General features: G+C 69.2%; 11 protein-coding genes, 1 pseudogene and 1 riboswitch. Of the genes and pseudogenes, 7 read left to right on the forward strand and 5 right to left on the reverse strand.

The window, feature by feature from the left end; translation table 11 throughout:
* Positions 1–43: 43 nt before the first annotated feature.
* On the reverse strand, positions 44–406 hold the full coding sequence (locus tag IPG05_06910) for a hypothetical protein (protein ID MBK6494819.1): 363 nt from the start codon (positions 404–406) through the stop codon (positions 44–46).
* Between the two features lie 79 nt (positions 407–485).
* Here IPG05_06910 and IPG05_06915 point away from each other — a divergent pair, with 79 nt between their 5' ends.
* From IPG05_06915 to IPG05_06940, 6 genes and pseudogenes are all read left to right on the forward strand, one after another.
* The gene (locus IPG05_06915) at positions 486–755 is read left to right on the forward strand and encodes a hypothetical protein (protein MBK6494820.1); all 270 of its coding nucleotides are present in this window, start codon (positions 486–488) and stop codon (positions 753–755) included.
* A 13-nt stretch (positions 756–768) separates the two neighbouring features.
* Positions 769–1,743 carry an acyl-ACP desaturase gene (locus IPG05_06920; GenBank protein MBK6494821.1) on the forward strand — a complete coding sequence of 325 codons (975 nt, stop codon included), beginning with the start codon at positions 769–771 and terminating at the stop codon, positions 1,741–1,743.
* 4 nt (positions 1,744–1,747) lie between these two features.
* Positions 1,748–2,338 (forward strand): YggT family protein, encoded by a 591-nt coding sequence (locus IPG05_06925; GenBank protein ID MBK6494822.1) that lies wholly within the window; start codon positions 1,748–1,750, stop codon positions 2,336–2,338.
* 129 nt (positions 2,339–2,467) lie between these two features.
* A riboswitch (SAM riboswitch) is annotated at positions 2,468–2,543 on the forward strand.
* A gap of 104 nt (positions 2,544–2,647) precedes the next feature.
* A pseudogene (gene metH, locus IPG05_06930) lies at positions 2,648–6,255 on the forward strand (methionine synthase).
* 1 nt (position 6,256) lies between these two features.
* On the forward strand, positions 6,257–8,101 hold the full coding sequence (locus IPG05_06935) for a bifunctional homocysteine S-methyltransferase/methylenetetrahydrofolate reductase (GenBank protein MBK6494823.1): 1,845 nt from the start codon (positions 6,257–6,259) through the stop codon (positions 8,099–8,101).
* An 80-nt stretch (positions 8,102–8,181) separates the two neighbouring features.
* Complete coding sequence (locus IPG05_06940) at positions 8,182–9,342, forward strand: acyl-CoA dehydrogenase (protein ID MBK6494824.1); 1,161 nt, start codon at positions 8,182–8,184, stop codon at positions 9,340–9,342.
* A 79-nt stretch (positions 9,343–9,421) separates the two neighbouring features.
* Here IPG05_06940 and IPG05_06945 read toward each other — a convergent pair whose 3' ends face one another.
* Entirely contained in the window at positions 9,422–9,961 is a 540-nt protein-coding gene (locus IPG05_06945; protein ID MBK6494825.1) for a fasciclin domain-containing protein, read from the reverse strand.
* Positions 9,962–10,143: 182 nt separating this feature from the next.
* Here IPG05_06945 and dacB point away from each other — a divergent pair, with 182 nt between their 5' ends.
* On the forward strand, positions 10,144–11,592 hold the full coding sequence (dacB, locus tag IPG05_06950) for a D-alanyl-D-alanine carboxypeptidase/D-alanyl-D-alanine-endopeptidase (GenBank protein ID MBK6494826.1): 1,449 nt from the start codon (positions 10,144–10,146) through the stop codon (positions 11,590–11,592).
* Between the two features lie 38 nt (positions 11,593–11,630).
* Here the strand turns inward: dacB and IPG05_06955 are convergent, their stop codons facing one another.
* The 3 genes from IPG05_06955 to IPG05_06965 are packed head-to-tail and all read right to left on the reverse strand — an operon-like array spanning position 11,631 to position 17,040.
* Positions 11,631–14,720: an efflux RND transporter permease subunit gene (locus IPG05_06955; protein ID MBK6494827.1), complete on the reverse strand. Its 3,090-nt coding sequence runs from the start codon at positions 14,718–14,720 to the stop codon at positions 11,631–11,633.
* The gene (locus IPG05_06960; GenBank protein MBK6494828.1) at positions 14,717–15,817 is read right to left on the reverse strand and encodes an efflux RND transporter periplasmic adaptor subunit; all 1,101 of its coding nucleotides are present in this window, start codon (positions 15,815–15,817) and stop codon (positions 14,717–14,719) included. Before IPG05_06960 ends, IPG05_06955 begins: the two co-directional genes overlap by 4 nt.
* Positions 15,814–17,040, reverse strand: a complete 1,227-nt coding sequence (locus IPG05_06965; GenBank protein ID MBK6494829.1) for a TolC family protein — start codon at positions 17,038–17,040, stop codon at positions 15,814–15,816. The genes IPG05_06960 and IPG05_06965 overlap by 4 nt, the downstream gene beginning before the upstream one ends.
* Positions 17,041–17,105 lie beyond the last annotated feature (65 nt).

Consider the following 17,105-nt stretch of genomic DNA (forward strand, 5'->3'; position numbering starts at 1 on the left):
GGATCCTCGGTGAAACGAGTAGGGTCAGGAAACAGCGACTCGATCAGACGAGGGGCGATGCCGGTGGTCGGGTTGGGGGGGGATGATCGGCGGAGGCCCAGGTCAGGGCGTCCGCGGGCGTGGCCTGCGCGGTCGGCGACGCGACCCCGAAACAGCCGCGCTCGGTGGCGATCCCGGTCACCAGGGTGACGCCGCACGAGGCCACCTGAGCGCACTGGCTCGGCGGGCAATGGCTGCAATCGCCATCGCCTGCGGGCTGGCGCTGCTCGGGCGCCGGCGCCTCGTGGTGGGCTGCCCCATGCTGGTGCGCCCCGCCCGCCACCACCGGCGCACAATGCGACGCCGCCATCCCGGGAGCCGGGGCGAGGCGAAGCAGGCAGGCGAGGAGGAGCAGGGTGCGGAGCATCCCCGAAGATAGCAGGCTATCGATGATCGATGATCGATCATCGATTCCCCCTCGCCCGCCCTGCCAGTAGATTTCTACCATGTCATCCAAGACCCTGACCACCATCGCGGTGATCCTCGGCTTCATCGCCTTCCTGACCTACTCCACCCTCTCGGCGCAGAAGTCGACCTGCGAGGTGTGCGTGGAGTACAACGGGTCGCGCAACTGCGCGAAGGCGTCGCACGAGACCGAGGCCGAAGCGGCCCGGTCGGCGCAGAACACCGCCTGCGGCCCGATCACGAGCGGCATGAACGACGCCATCGCCTGCGACAATCGCCCGCCGGTGACCAAGCAGTGCACCACCGGATGAGGCTGGCCGACTGATGTCCCTGACCGATGCAGCGCGCACCATGTGGCGAAAGGTCGAGGTCCTTCGGGACCTCGAATCCTTGGTGCACGAATTGATGGTCGAGCATGAGGCCAAGCGCGAGCTGTGGTTCCCGTCGGAGCTCCTCGCGCCGGCCGATGGCGGCGATCCGGACGAGCATCGGCGGACGCTGCGCGAACGGGTCGCCGGCATTCCCGACGCCTGCCGCGCGGCGCTGGCGCTCAACACGCTGACCGAAGAGGGGCTGCCCCACTTCCATCGGCTGCTCGCGGTGCATCTCGGCGACGACTCGCACTGGCGCAACTGGAACAATCTCTGGACCGCCGAAGAGGATCGCCACGGCGCGGTGCTCAGCGACTACATCCGCGACACCGGCGTCGTTGAACAGCGCACGCTCGAGTCGCTCAAGTTCGAGTACATCAAGGCGGGCTTCCAGCCGGAGTGGGACAAGGATCCGTACCGGGTCTTCGTCTACACTACGCTGCAGGAGCGGGCCACCCAGTACTCGCACGCCAACACCGGGCGGATCATCGGCGAGTACGAGCCGCTGCTTGGCGGCATCCTCTCGAAGGTGGCCACCGAAGAGGCGCGGCACTTCTCGTTCTATCGGCGGATGTTCACCGAGATCCTGAAGCGCGACCCGAGCGAGGCACTTCGCTCCGCGCTGCACATCATGCCTGCGATCGACATGCCGGGCGTGACCATCCCGGGCTTCAAGGAATTCGCCGAGGTCATTCGCCGCTCCGGCATCTATGGCCCGCGCGACTACCTCAAGATCGTCCAGGATGCACTGGTGCATTGGCGCATCGAGACGATCGAGGGACTCGACGAAATGGGCCGCGCCGCGCAGGAGAAGCTCCTCGGCATTCCGGAGCGCCTGCGGCGGATCGCCGACCTGATGGAAACACGCTCGCGCAGCAAGACGTTCGCCTTCGAGGTGGCGTTCGCTCGCGAATTCGTGATGGAGTGAGTCGGTGGAGCTGATGGAAATCGCCGTCTGGGTGATCGTCGGCATGCGGTGGCTGGTGGGCGGCGCGTTCGTGGTCGGCGCCGTCGTCGCCGCGACGCATTGGGCCGTGCGCCGTCAACACCTCACGCCGTTCGGCTGGTGGCCACGCTTCGTGCGCGGCTGGAGCGACCCGATGCTGCGGCCGGTCGAGGGGCGCGTGGTCCGTGCCGGCGGCAATCCGCAATCGGCCCCGCTCTGGCTCCTGGGCGGCATCGTCGTCGGCGGCCTGCTGCTGATCCAGCTGGTCCAGTGGGTCCTGGGCACCGCGCTCCAGCTCGGCTACGCCGCCCGGTCGGGCGCGCTCCTGCCGACCCTGGTGTCGTCGCTCTTTTCACTGATCACGGCGGCGTTGCTGGTCCGGGTGATCTCGTCGTGGTTCGGGGCCTCGCCCTACAGCTGGTGGATGCGGATCGTGCGGGGCCTGACGGACTGGATCCTCGAGCCGCTGCAACGCATCCTTCCCCCGATGGGGCCGATGGATTTCTCGCCACTGGTGGCGTATTTCCTGTTGCGGGTGGCGCAGCAGGTGGTGGTGGGGGCGTTGTTCAGGTCGTAGTAAGGTCGTAGGTCGTAGGTCGTAAGGCGGTTGGAGAGGTCCTTCGACTTCGTCCGCTTCGCGGACTTCGCTCAGGATGACACCCCTCAGGACTCTGGACCTACGACTTAAGACTTACGACTTACGACTTTCCCAATCCGTGGCGATTTCCCGCGACTTGCGGCCACGTTAAAGATCCCGCTAAGCCGCCCTTCGGGGCGACGATGAGTAACTGGAGCCCCTGTGTCCGACCCGAACTTCGCACGTGCTGCACGCCTTGCCCGTCTCCCGGGCCTTCTGGCCGAACGCATTCTCGTCCTCGATGGTGCGATGGGGACGATGCTGCAGCGTGCCCGGCTGGTCGAAGCCGACTATCGCGGCAGCACCTTCACCGACATCGCGGGTGATCTCAAGGGGAATCACGACCTCCTCTGCCTGACGCGCCCCGACGTGGTGCGCGGCGTGCATGCCGAGTATCTCGCGGCCGGCGCGGATATCGTCGAGACCAATTCGTTCTCGTCGACATCGATCGGGCAGGCCGAGTACGGCACCTCCGACTACGCCTACGCCCTGAACGTGGCGGCCGCACGGGTCGCGCGCGAGGCGTGCGATGCTGCGGAGACACCCGATCGGCCGCGCTTCGTCGCCGGCTCGATCGGCCCGACCCCGCGGACCGCGTCGATCTCGCCGTCGGTCGAGGACCCCGGCTTCCGCAACGTCACCTTCGACGAGCTCGTCGCCTCCTACTCCACCGCGGCCTCCGGGCTGCTCGATGGTGGCGCCGACCTGCTGCTGGTCGAGACGATCATCGACACGCTGAACGCCAAGGCGGCGCTCTTCGCAATCGACGAGGTCTTCGCGGGCCGCGGCCATACCGTCCCGGTGATGATCTCGGGGACGATCACGGACCGTAGTGGTCGGCTCCTCTCGGGGCAGACCGCCGAGGCATTCTGGATCTCGGTGGCGCACGCCAAGCCGTTGACCGTCGGCCTCAACTGCGCCCTTGGCCCCGACCTGCTGCGCTCCCACATCCAGGAACTCTCGCGCACCGCCGAGACCTTCCTCTCCGCCCACCCGAATGCCGGGCTCCCCAACGACCTCGGCGGCTACGATCTCTCGGCTGAGGTCATGGCCGAGGAGATCGGCGCCTGGGCGCGCGATGGGCTGCTCAACATCGTCGGGGGGTGCTGCGGCACGACGCCCGAGCACATCGCGGCGATCGCGGCCGCCGTCGCCGGTGTGCCGCCGCGCACGCCGCCCGCACGCCCGGCCCTGACGCGCCTCTCAGGACTCGAGCCATTCACCATCGGCCCGACCACCAATTTCGTGAACGTCGGCGAGCGCACCAACGTGACCGGATCGCGCCGCTTCGCGACCCTCATCAAGGAGTCGCGCGACGACGAGGCGCTCGCCGTGGCGCGGCAGCAGGTCGAGGCCGGGGCGCAGCTGATCGACCTCAACTTCGACGAAGGCCTCCTCGACTCCGAGGCGGCGATGGCGCGCTTCCTTCGGCTCATTGCGGCCGAGCCGGCCATTGCGCGCGTGCCGGTGATGCTGGACTCGTCGAAGTGGAGCGTGCTGGAGGCGGGGCTCAAGAACCTGCAGGGAAAGGGCGTGGTCAATTCGATCTCGCTCAAGGAAGGCGAGGCGGCGTTCCTGACGCAGGCCACGCTGGCGCACCGCTACGGCGCCGCCGTGGTGGTGATGGCGTTTGACGAGCAGGGACAGGCCGAGACGGTCGAGCGCAAGGTCGACATCCTCGAGCGCGCCTTCCGCCTGCTGGTCGACCGCGTCGGCTTCGCGCCCGAGGACGTGATCCTCGACCCGAACGTCTTCGCCGTCGGCACCGGGATCGAGACGCATGCCGAGTACGGAATCGCCTTCGTCGAGGCGGTCCGTGCGGTGAAGGCGCGCTGCCCCGGCGCGCGCACCAGCGGCGGCATCAGCAATGTCTCCTTCGCCTTCCGCGGCAACGATCCGGTCCGCGAGGCGATTCACGCCGTCTTCCTCGAACGGGCAATCGCCGCCGGCCTCGACATGGGGATCGTCAACGCCGGCCAGTTGCCGGTGCTGACGGACCTCGACCCCGACCTTCGCAACCGGGTGGAGGACCTGCTCTGGAACCGGCGCGCCGACGCCACAGAGCGGCTGCTGGAGATTGCCGATCGTGCCAAGACCAGTGCGCATGCTCCCGGGGCGGACCTGGCCTGGCGCGACCTGCCGGTCGACGAACGGCTCGCCTGGGCGCTGGTCCATGGTATCGCCGACCACGTCGACGAGGACGTCGAGGAGGCGCGCCTGCTCGCCACACGCCCGCTCGACGTGATCGAGGACCGCTGATGGCGGGGATGAGCCGGGTCGGGGACCTCTTCGGCAGCGGCCAGATGTTCCTGCCGCAGGTGGTGAAGAGCGCCCGCGTGATGAAGCGGGCCGTGGCGCACCTGATCCCCTACCTCGAGGCGGAACGCGCCGAGCATGGGGCCCGGAGTCGCGGTCGCATCCTGCTCGCCACGGTGAAGGGCGACGTCCACGACATCGGCAAGAACATTGTCGGCGTGGTGTTGCAGTGCAACGAATGGGAAGTGATCGACCTCGGCGTGATGGTCCACGCGGCGACGATCCTCGAGACGGCCCAGCGCGAGCAGGTCGACCTGGTCGGTCTCTCCGGCCTGATCACGCCGTCGCTCGACGAGATGGCGTTCGTCGCCAGCGAATTCGAGCGCGTGGGACTGCGCATTCCCTTGCTGATCGGCGGGGCCACCACCTCGCGCGCGCACACCGCGCTCCGGATCGAGCCGAACTACTCGGCCCCCGTGGTGCACGTCCTCGATGCCTCGCGCGCCGTCCCCGTGGCCTCGGCGCTGCACGACCCGGCGCGCCGCGAGGCGTTTGCCGCCGAGGTGGCCGCCGAGTATGCCATCGTGCGGCGCGAGCGCGAGGGGGAGCGCGAAGGCGAACTGACCTCGCTCGCGGCCGCACGCGCCGCCGCCTTCCCGATTGACCTCGATGTGCCGGTGCCAGTGCCGTCGTTCACTGGCATCCGCGCCTTCGACCGCTGGTCGCTCGCCGACCTTCGGCCGCGGATCGACTGGACGCCGTTCTTCCGGACCTGGGAATTGAGCGTGGCCTATCCTGCCATCCTCGACGATCCGCTGCAGGGTGCCGCCGCGCGCGACCTCTGGCACGATGCCAACAAGCTGCTCGACGAACTCGAGCGCGACCAGAGCCTCACCGCGCGCGGCGTGGTCGGCTTCTGGCCGGCCGATGCCGCCAACGACGACATCACCCTGTACGAGGATGCCGCGCGCACCACGCCGCTCACCGTGCTGCACACGCTGCGGCAACAGGGGAAGCGGCTTGATCGTCGGCCGCGAGTGGCGCTCGCCGACTTCGTCGCCCCGCGCGCCGCCGGGATCACCGATTATGTCGGCGCCTTCGCGGTGACGACCGGCCTCGGCCTGGAACCGCTGGTCGCCGCCGCCAAGGCCGATCACGACGATTATCGCGCCATCCTGCTGGCGGCGCTCGCCGATCGCCTCGCCGAGGCGTTTGCGGAGCGGCTCCACGAGGAAGTGCGCACCACGCACTGGGGCTATGCTGCGGCCGAGCACGCCTCGATGGACGACCTGCTGCAGGAGCGCTATCAGGGGATCCGCCCCGCGCCTGGCTATCCCGCCTGCCCCGATCACACCGAGAAGGGCACCCTCGCCACGCTGCTCGACCTCGAGGCGACCACCGGGATCACGCTTACCGAGAGCTTCGCGATGCTCCCGGGTGCGTCGGTGAGCGGTTGGTACTTCTGGCGGCCCGAGGCGCGCTACTTCGGCGTCGGCCGCATCGGGCGCGACCAGGTCGTGGACTATGCCGCGCGGAAGGGGTGGGACATTGCCACCACCGAACGGTGGCTCGCCCCCGTGCTCGGCTACCGGAGGTCCTGAGATGCCGACACTGCGTGCACTGCTCGACGACGGCAAGGTCCACGTGCTCGACGGCGCGATGGGGACGATGCTCTACCAGAAGGGCGTCTTCGTCAACGTCTGCTTCGACGAGTTGGCGGTGCGCCAGCCGACGCTGATCGCCGAGGTCCATGCCGACTATGCGGCGGCCGGCGCGGAACTGGTGGAGACCAACACCTTCGGCGCCAACCCGATCAAGCTGGCGCAGTACGGACTCGCCGCCGAAACCGAGACATTGAACCGCGTGGCCGCGACGGTGGCCCGTCAGGCGGTTGGCAGCAGCGTCGCCGTGCTCGGCGCCATCGGTCCGTTGGGCGTGCGCCTCGAACCGTTCGGTGACCTGGCCGTCGCCGACGCCGAAGCCGCCTTCGGACGGCAGGTGGATGGACTGCTTGCGGGGGGCGTCGACGGCTTCTGCCTCGAGACCTTCTCCGACGTGGCCGAACTGGAGGCCGCGATCCGTGCGGTGCGCGCGCGGTCGGACTTGGGCGTCATGGCGCAGATGACCATCGGCGTCGACGGCACCACCGCCTTCGGCACCGAGCCGGAGGTGTTTGGCCCCGCGCTCGAGGCGGCCGGCGCCGACGTGATCGGGATCAACTGCTCGATCGGGCCGCAGGGTGTGCTCGAAGCCATCGAGCGGCTCGCCAAGGTGGTGCGCGTGCCGTTGGTGGCGCAGCCGAACGCCGGGCTGCCGCGAGACGTCGGCGACCGCAAGATGTACATGGCCTCGCCGGAGTATTTCGCGGAGTATGGTCGGCGGATCGTCGAGGCAGGCGCCCGCTTCATCGGGGGCTGCTGCGGGACCACGCCGGAGCACGTGAAGGCGCTGCGCGGCTTCGTGCGCGCCACCGCGGTGATGGCGCCGTCGGCCCGCGCCGTCATCGGCGTCAGCGAACACACCGCCCTCCACGCCGTGCCCAGTGTGCCGCTCGGCGAACGTTCCGCCTTCGGCGCCAAGTTGGCCGCCGGCGAATGGGTCACCACCGTGGAGATCGTCCCGCCGCGCGGCGTCGACCCCGCCCCAATGCTCGAACAGGCTCGCCAACTCAAGGCGGCCGGCATCGATGGCGTGAACATCCCCGACGGCCCGCGGGCGCAAAGCCGCATGGGGGCCTTGATCTCGGGGATCCTGATCGAGCGCGAGACCGGCCTCGAGGCGGTGGTCCACTACGCGTGCCGTGATCGCAATCTCCTCGGCATGCTCTCCGACCTGCTCGGCGCCGCCGCGGCGGGGCTGCGCAACCTGCTGATCGTCACTGGCGATCCGCCGAAGATGGGCCCCTACCCCGATGCCACCGCCGTCTTCGACATCGACGCGATCGGCCTCACCAACCTGGTGGCGCGCCTCAATCGCGGCCTCGACCCGGGCGGCAATGCCATCGGCGCGCCGACCAGGTTCGTGCACGGCGTCGGGATCAATCCGGCCTCGCCCGACCTCGAGCGCGAGCTGGCACGCTTCGCCTGGAAGGCAGAGGCGGGCGCCTGCTTTGCGATTACCCAGCCGGTGTTCGATGTGCGGCAGCTCGAGGAAGTGCTTCCTCGACTCGAACGGTTCGGCGTGCCGATCATTGCTGGCATCTGGCCGCTGGTGTCGCTCCGCAACGCCGAGTTCCTCGCCAACGAAGTCCCCGGCATCACCGTCCCCGACGTGGTGCTCGACCGGATGCGCCGCGCCTCGGTGGTGGGCAAGGAGGCAGCGCTCGCCGAGGGCGTGGCGATCGCACGCGAGATGCTCGCCGCGCTGCGCGGCTCGGTCGCCGGTGTGCAGGTGGCGGCGCCGATGGGGAGGGTGGAGGTGGCGGTGGACGTGCTCGAAAGCCGATGATCGATGATCGATGATCGATCATCGATCATCCGGGGATCCCTGTTTATCTTTGAGTCCGACCCTTTTCCCGAGCTCCGCCCATGTCGCTGACCGCTGCTGCCGCACCCCTCTCGATCCTCTCCGAGGAGGAAGAGCTCTTCCGTCAGACCGTGCGGGAGTTCGCGGAAACGGAGATCGGTCCGTACGTGCACGAGATGGATGTCGACGCGAAGATGCGCCCCGACCTCCTGACCAAGTTCTTCGAGCTCGGGTTGATGGGCATCGAGGTGCCGGAGCAGTACGGCGGCGCGGGCGGCACCATCTTCCTCGCCACCCTGGCGATCGAGGAGATGGCCCGGGTCGATGCCTCCAGCGCCATCTACGTCGACGTCCACAACACCCTGGTCAACAACGCCCTGCTCCGCTGGGGCTCCGAGGAGCAGAAGGCGCGCTACTTCCCGCGGATGACGACCGACATGATCGGCGCGTTTGCGCTCTCCGAGCCGGCCTCCGGCTCCGATGCCTTCGCGCTCGAGTGCAAGGCGGTCCAGGATGGCGACGACTGGCTGCTGACCGGCCGGAAGTTCTGGATCACCAGCGGCGCCGAGGCCGGTCTCTTCATCGTCTTCGCGAATGTGGCCCCGGAGAACGGGTACAAGGGGATCACCGCCTTCCTGGTCGAGAAGGAATTCGCCGGCTTCTCGATCGGCAAGCGCGAGAAGAAGCTCGGCATCCGCGCCTCGAGCACCGTGGAATTGATTCTCGAGTCCTGCCGCGTCCCGGCTGCCAATGTCCTCGGCCCCGTTGGCCAGGGCTACAAGATCTCGATCGAGACCCTCAACGAGGGGCGCATCGGCATCGGCGCCCAGATGCTCGGCGTGGCGCAGGGCGCGCTCGACGCCGCCTGCCGCTACATCAAGGAGCGGAAGCAGTTCGGGAAGGCGATCGCGGAGTTCCAGGGGGTGCAGTTCCAGGTCGCCCAGATGGCGACCGACCTCGAGGCGGCGCGGATGCTCGTGTACAACGCCGCCCGCCTCAAGGACGCCGGCCTCCCCTTCACCCGCGAAGCGGCGATGGCGAAGCTCTTCTCCTCCACCGTCGCCAACCGCATCGCCTCGCAGTCGTTGGAGCTCTTCGGTGGCTACGGCTATTCGACCGAGTATCCGGCGGAGAAGTTCTTCCGCGACGCCAAGATCGGCACGATCTACGAGGGGACCAGCAATATGCAGCTGCAGACGATTGCGAAGATGGTGCTGAAGTAAGGTCGTAAGTCGTAAGTCGTAGGTCGTACGTCCCCACCGTGAGGACATACGACCTATGACCTATGACCTACGACCGCAGTTACGGCATCAACACCTTGTCAATCACGTGGATCACCCCGTTCGACGCCATGACGTCGGCCGTGGTGACGTTCGCGATCGCCTTGTCACCCTTGTCGACGTTCACGTGCACGGCCTTGCCGGCCAGGTGCAGCTTGAGCGTCACCCCGGAGACGGTCTTGGCGGTGATGTAGCCGTCCTTGTCGGCCATCTTGGCCAGGTCGGCGGCGGTGATCTTGCCGGCGATGACGTGGTAGGTCAGCACCTTCGTGAGAGCGCCCTTGTCGGCGCGAAGCTTGGCGACGGCGTCGGCCGGGATCGCCGCGAAGGCGGCATCGGTCGGCGCGAAGACGGTGAACGGCCCGGCGCCCTGCAGCGTCTTGACCAGGTCGGCCTCGGTCAGCAGCGTGGCGAGGGTCTTGAACGAGCCGGCCGCGACGGCGGTGGCGACGATGTCCTTCCCCATCTTCGAATGATCCATCTGCGCCTGAGCCGGCGCGACGACGGCAGCGCCGAGGATGGCGGCGGCCGCGAGATGGCGGAACGAGTTGCGGAACTGCATGACGAACTCCTGCGTAGGGGGTCAGATGCTGACGCGTGGCCGATCAGGCCGAGGCCGCGTTGGTATCCCCCGGTTCGCCCGCCCAGCGCATCTGGATGCACCACCCCAAGAGCCGACCGTCCGATGTTTCACCTCGGTACCTGACCGAGATGCCGCACGCATCTTGCAGACCTAGAGACCTCATGAACCCTCGCGCCACCATCCTCTGCCTCCTCCTTGCCGTTCCGGCAGTCGCCCGGGCGCAGGACGCCGGCCCGCTGACGCCGGGGCTGGAATCGTGGTACCTCGGCGCCAAGCGCAGTGCGCCGGGGACTTGGGGCGTGGTCGTGGCCGATCAATCGGGGCAGGTCCTCTGGTCGATCAACGCCGAACAACCGCTGATTCCCGCCTCGACTGTCAAGTTGTTGACCACGGGTTTTGCCCGGACGATGGTCGGTTCCGATGCCCGCCGGGCCACCCGGGTCGTGGGTGATGGCCGGGTGAATCCCGCCACCGGCACCTGGGAAGGGCGTTGGGGGCTGGAATTGAACGGCGATCCGACCCTCGAACGGCGCGACCGCACCGGCCCGACACTCTCCGCCCTGGCCTTGCAGCTCGCCTCGATCGGGGTCCGCCGACTGATCGGCCCCTTGAGCGTGACGAGCGGGGCCGGCGAGGCGCGGAGCGTCTTCCCCGCCGCCTGGGCCGCCCGCCACCGTGGCCGCAGCTACGCCCCGATGGTCGGTCCGGTCACCCTCAACGAGAACCTCGTCGAATTTTCGGTTCTCCCCGGCGCGCGGAGCGGTACGCGCGCGATCATCGCGGCCGACGCCCCTGCCGGGATGGCATCCCTGGTGACCAGCACCGTCAAGACCGTGGCCGGAACCCGCGCGAAGATTCGCGTCACCCCGCAGTCGGGTGGTCGCTTTCTGGTCAGCGGCACCATCGGCAGCCGGGCCGGCGCGCGTCGGTATCAGGCTGTTGCCACCGATCCGACCGCCGTGCTCGAGGCGGCCTGGCAGTACGCGACCAAGCAGGCCGGTATCGAATGGCTGGTGGCCTCCGCCATCTCCGCCCCCGGCTTCGGCGAGCGCCGCGTCCTGGCCGAGGTGGTGTCGCAGCCGTTCGACTCGATCGCGCACGAGATCAACAGTCGCTCGCTCAACATCGGCGCCGAACTGATGCTCCTCTGGGGCGGCGGGCCGGAGCGCGCCGCCGATCGATTGATGCAGCACATCCGGACCGTCACCGGCATCAGCCACGGCATCGAACTCTTCGATGGCAGCGGCCTCTCCGAGCGTGACCGGGTCTCGCCGATCGTCTTCACGACCTACCTCGCCAACTTCCCGCAGACCGCGGGCGGTCGCAACTTCGCCCAGCTGCTGCCCGCCAATGGCAGCGGCACGTTGAAGTCGCTCCGCACCGGCCTCCCGGCGGCGGGTGTCGTGCACGCCAAGACCGGGACCCTCGGCAACGTCTCGACGCTCGTCGGCTACCTCGGTCGCAGCGACGGCACCCTGCTCATCGCCGCCATGTACAATGGCCGCAACGCGGGTGCCGCCCGTCAGGCCCAGTGGAAGCTCTTCCGCACCCTCGGCGCCAACGGCGTGGTGTTGCCGGTGGACGAGGTGACGGGGGTGGGTGGGCCCTGAACCAACCGATGATCGATCATCGATGATCGATCATCGATTCAGTCCTCGATCACCACCCCCGGATGCTTCATCACCCACCGCTCCACCGCCCCGTACAACGTCGGCAACACCACCAGCGTCAGCAGCGTCGAGGTCAGGAGCCCACCGATCACCACGGTGGCGAGCGGGCGTTGCAGCTCGGCCCCGGCCGAGGTGGAGACTGCCATCGGCACGAAGCCGAGGCCTGCGACGAAGGCGGTCATCAGGACGGGACGCAGCCGTGAGCCGGCACCGATCACCAGCGCATCGGCCAGCGTCTTCCCCTCGCGCAGCAGGTCGTTGATCGATGTGACCATCACCACGCCGTTCAGCACCGCGATGCCGAAGAGCGCGATGAAGCCGACCGAGGCGGAGAGCGAGAGGTTGAGCCCCATCAACCAGAGCGAGGCCACACCACCCACCAGTGCAAACGGCACGTTCGACATGATCAGCGCCGCGTGGCGCCAGGTGCCGAACGCCATGTAGAGCAGGCCGAAGATCGCCAGGATGGCGACGGGGACCAGCACGCGGAGCCGCGCGAGCGCCGACTGCTGGTGCCGATACTGCCCGCCCCATTCGGTCCGATACCCGGACGGCAGCTGGATCGTGCTCGCCAGCTTCGCCTCGGCGTCGGCCACGAAGCTGCCGACGTCGCGCCCACGGATGTTGGCGCCGACGACGACGAGGCGTTGCCCGCCCTCGTGCGCAAATGCTTCCGGCGCCTCGACCACCTTGATCTCTGCCACGGCACCGAGCGGGACCACGGCACCACGTCCGCGCGCGATCGGCAACTCGGCCAGGCGCTCCGGATCGATCCGGCTCGCCTCGGCCAGCCGCACCGCGATCGGAATCCGCCGGGCACCGTCGATCAGGGCGCCGGCCTGCTTGGCCCCGAGCGCACGTTCGACTTCGATGGCGACATCATCGGCGGAGAGGCCGAGCGGTGCCATCCGCGCCCGATCCAGCGTGACCGTCACCTGCTTCATGCGCGAGGCCGCGATGGTCTTCACATCGGCGGCGCCGGGCACGCCGGCGAGCAGCCGCTCGATCTTGCCGCCGAGCATCGCCAGCGTGTCGGCGTCGCTGCCGAAGAGCTGCACGCCGACGTCGGTCGTGATGCCACTCTCCGCCTCGTCGAGCCGCATCTGGATCGGCTGCGTGAAGGCCACGGAAAGCCCGGGAATGTCGCGCAGCACGGAATCCATCGCCTGCACGATCGCTGCCTTCCCCCCCTTCCGCCACGACTCCTTCTCGGTGAGGATGACGTAGGTGTCCGACTCGTAACTCCCCATCGCCTCGGTCGCGAGATCGGGGCGGCCAAGCTTCGACACCACGGTGCGCACTTCGGGGAGGGCGACCAGCGCGCGCTCGATGAGCCCGCTGAAGCGGACGCCCTCGCTCAAGGCGGTGGCCGGCAGGCGTCGCGCCTGGACCAGCACACTCCCCTCGTCGAGCCGCGGCATGAACTCGCTGCCGAGACGGCTCATGGCGAATACGGCCAGCACCGTGGCCACCACACCGGTGCTGATGATGATCGGCGCGCGGCCAAGCGTTCCGGCGATCAGCCGCTGGTACCGCTCCCGCAACCGCTCGAAGGCGGGCCAGTCGGGCTCGACGGCGGTGGCGAGGAAGGTGCGCGCCGCCGCCGGTACCAGGGTCAATGCCAGCAGCAGCGAACCCATCAGGGCGGCCATCACGGTGAACGCCATCGGGACGAACATCTTCCGCTCGGTGCCCTCGAGGGCAAAGAGCGGCAGGTAGACGGCGATGATGATCGCGATGCCGAAGACGATCGGTCGGCCCACCTCGACCGCGGCGGCGTGGATCCGCGCCGGCGCCCCCTCCTTGTCGGCGTGCCCGTGGGCGCGTCGCATCACGTTCTCGACCAGCACGATCGAACCGTCGACCAGCAGACCGAAGTCGAGGGCGCCGAGCGACATCAGGTTGGCGGAGAAGCCGAAGATCCGCATCGCGATGAAGGCCCACAGCATCGAGAGCGGGATCACCACCGCCACGATCAGCGCCGCCGCGGTGTTGCGGAGGAAGAGCCAGAGCACCGCCACGACCAGCGCGCCACCCATGAGGAGGTTCTTCTCGACGGTGTGGGTGGTGCGCTTCACGAGTTCGGTCTGATCGTAGAACGGCACCAGCGCGACGCCGGCCGGCAGCGTCGCCTCAACGGCACGGATCCGCTCGGCGATCCCCGCCATCACGCGCTGGGCATTCTCGCCCTTCCGCATGATGACCATCCCCGAGACGACTTCGCCGCGGCCATCGGCGCTGACGGCGCCTTCACGAGGCAACGCCCCGCGCACCACCTCGGCGACATCGCCAAGGCGCACCGGCGTCTGCCCTGCCACGGTCACCGGAATGTCGGCGATCTGCTCCGGCCGCGTGAAGCGGCCGAGCCCGCGCACCACGAAGCGCTCCTGGCGTGACTCGATCGAGGCGCCACCGAAGTTGAGATTCTCGCGCGCGACGGCGCGCTCGATGTCGCCGAGCGTGAGGCCGGCAGTTGCGAGTCGGGCGGGATCGGCGACGATCTCGATCCGCTCGGTGAGGCCACCCCACGAATTGACCTCGGCCACGCCAGGCACCGTCCGCAACTGCGGCGCGATGGTGTAGTCCTGGAGCGTCTTGAGCGAGGTCGGGTCCCACTCTGGCGTGCTGGCCGTGAGGACGTACTGGAACACCTCGCCCATCGCCGTCGACGGAGGACCGAGTTGCGGCGTGACATCGGGAGGCAGCAACGCCGCGACATCACCGAGTCGTTGCGAGACGACCTGCCGCGCGAACCAGGAATCGACGCCGTCGTCGAAGACGACCTGCGTGATGGAGAGGCCGAACTTCGTGGTGGACCGCACCACCTCGGCATCGGGCAGGCCGAGCAGGGCGCGCTCGATCGGGAAGGTGACCAGCTGCTCGACTTCCTGCGGCGCGAGCCCCGGTGCCTCGGTGATGATGCTGACGCTGTTGGCGGTCAGGTCGGGAAAGGCCTCGAACGGAATCGTCGCGAAGGCCCAGACGCCGATGCTGAGCAGCACGGCCACCGCGCCAAGGACGATGCCCCGCTTGTGCACGGCGACGTCGATCAGGCGCTCGATCATCATTCGGGCGCCTCGGCGTCGAGGGACGACCGCACGAAGTAGGCGCCGCGCCCGACCACCACCATGCCGGGCTTGAGCCCCAGCACCGCGACCCGGCCGTCCTCGAGCAGCACCGCATCGGTGACCGGAAAGCGGCGGAACCGATTCGGCGCATCGACGACATACACCTCGGCGCCGTCACCCACGCGCTGCACCGCTTCGGCCGGGAGGATGGCGCGCTCGACCCGCTGGCCACCGGCGACGTGCACCAGGGCGAACATCCCGGGCCGAAGCCCGGCCGGGCGCCGCTCCAGCACCACGCGGATGTCCACGGCGCGGCGGGCAGCGTCGAGGCGCCCTCCGGTGCGCACGACACGCCCCGGGAGGGTGTCGCCCGGGAAGGCCGCGAGCGTGACACGCACCTGCTTCGCCGCACTGATCAATCCGAGCGACGCCTCGGGCACCCAGGCGGTGACCCAGAGTGCAGCGTCATCGCCCAATTCCACCAGGGACGCCCCTTCGAGGACGGCTTCGCCGAGCTTGGCCTCGACCGTAAACACCACCCCGGCACGCGGCGCCACGATCACCACTTCGTCGCCATCCGGACGCAGGTGCGACACCAACTCGGCCGCGCGCTGCCGCTCGCCTTCGGCCGCGCGGTAGACGGCGTTGCGCTGCTCCACTTCCTCACGGGCGACGGCGCCGGCCGCCAGCAGGCGGGTGGAGCGATCGAGCGCGGCCTTCGCCGCGGACGATGCGGCCTCGGCCGATTCGAGGTCGCGGCGCGCAGTGGCCAACTCGTGCGAATGGATCTTCACGAGCGGTTGCCCGGCGCGCACCCGGTCGCCCGGCAGCACCATCACCTGATCGATGCGGCCGGAGACGATCGAGCCGACGTGCGCCGTTTCCGGATCGGGGGTATCGAGCGTCCCCGGCAACGCGATCGGAATCGTGGTCGACGCGATGCGGACGGTGTCGAAGCCCAGCTTGGCCTGGGCCATCTGCGCCGGGGTGTATTCCACCGTCCCCGCGGGGAGGGCGCGCATCGGCGCGTCGGCCTCGGGGCCCTTGCCGCAGGCGGCAGCGAACAACAGCAGGAATGGCAGGTGGCGTCGGATCATCGGGGCGCTCCAGGGCAGTCTTCGAGCAGCAAGGCAGTCGTCAGCGGCTGGCCGACTGCTCGGGCAAGGGCAAGGCGGGTGGCGACACGGCGTCCGCGCCAGGTGGCGTGTTCCTCCAGCGCCGCGAGTCGCGCGCGCCGGGCATCGAAGAGTTCAGCGAGGGTGCCCTGGCCTTCACGCCAGCGCGCCTCGGCGGCCGTCACCGCCTGCGCGAGATCGGCCTCCCAGCCGGCGGCGTAGCGCACCCCGGCGGCGTCGAGCTCTTGCATGGTGCGCCGCGCGGAGGCGATCGCGGCCGTGGACTCCTGCTCGGCGAGCGCCACCTCGGCCTTCGCGGCATCGGCCTCGGCGCGGGCCGACGCGAGCGAGGCGCTCCCCGAGGAGAAGAGCGGCAGATCGAAGGCGAGTCCCACGAGCACACCGGAGAAGCCGGCCGTGCGCCGGAAGCCGACTTGCGGGATCAGGTCCGGTACCCGGCGAGCCGCCGCCTGATCGACGAGCGCCTCGGCCAGCGTGCGGCGGGCCGCTGCGCGCTGCGCATCGACGGCCATGCCGTTTGGCGATGGGGCGATACAACTCGCCGGCATGCTGATCCGCAGGGGCGTCTCCGGCGCGAGGCCGAGGGCCACGGCGAGCTGGGCATCCGCCGCGGCCAGGTCGGCGCGACGGCGCGCGAGCTGCGACGCCACCATCACCGCCTCGGTGCGGACGCGTGCCCCCTCACCCGCGGGGGATCGACCGTCCGCGACCCGTGCGGTGAGTGATGTCGCGAGGCGGTCGAGCGCGGCCGACTCCGCCATCGCCTCCGCGAGCAAATCGTGCCCCATGTCGTGAGCGGCCATCGCGGCCAGCAGTTGCCCACTGAAGCCGACCACTGTCGCCGCGCCGTCGGATTGGGCCACGGCCAGATGGGCGGCGCCGGTGCGGCGCGCCGCGCCGAGATCACCACCGAGCGGCAGCACCGTCTGCAGGGTGATCTGACCTTCGGTCCCGGCGAGTCCATCCTTGCCGGTCACCTGCCGCTGCATGCCGAGGTTTTCGGCCGCGATCCCCAGCTGCGGATTGCGGAGCCGTGCCGCATCCCGGCGCAGGGCGTCGGCGGCACGCGTGCGGGCGTCGACGGCGGCCACCACCGGCGCCCGTTCGAGGGCCCGCGCCAGGGCCGCGCCGGCGTCAAGCCGGGTGGTGTCCTGCCATAGCATGGGAAGCAAAAGGACCAGCACTGGGGACTCCTCCGTGGGTACGCGGGCAAAGCTATGCCCGGGAGATGAATCCCCGATGAATGCCG

This window comes from Gemmatimonadota bacterium, assembly GCA_016704275.1.
Classification (GTDB): Bacteria; Gemmatimonadota; Gemmatimonadetes; order Gemmatimonadales; family GWC2-71-9; genus Palsa-1233.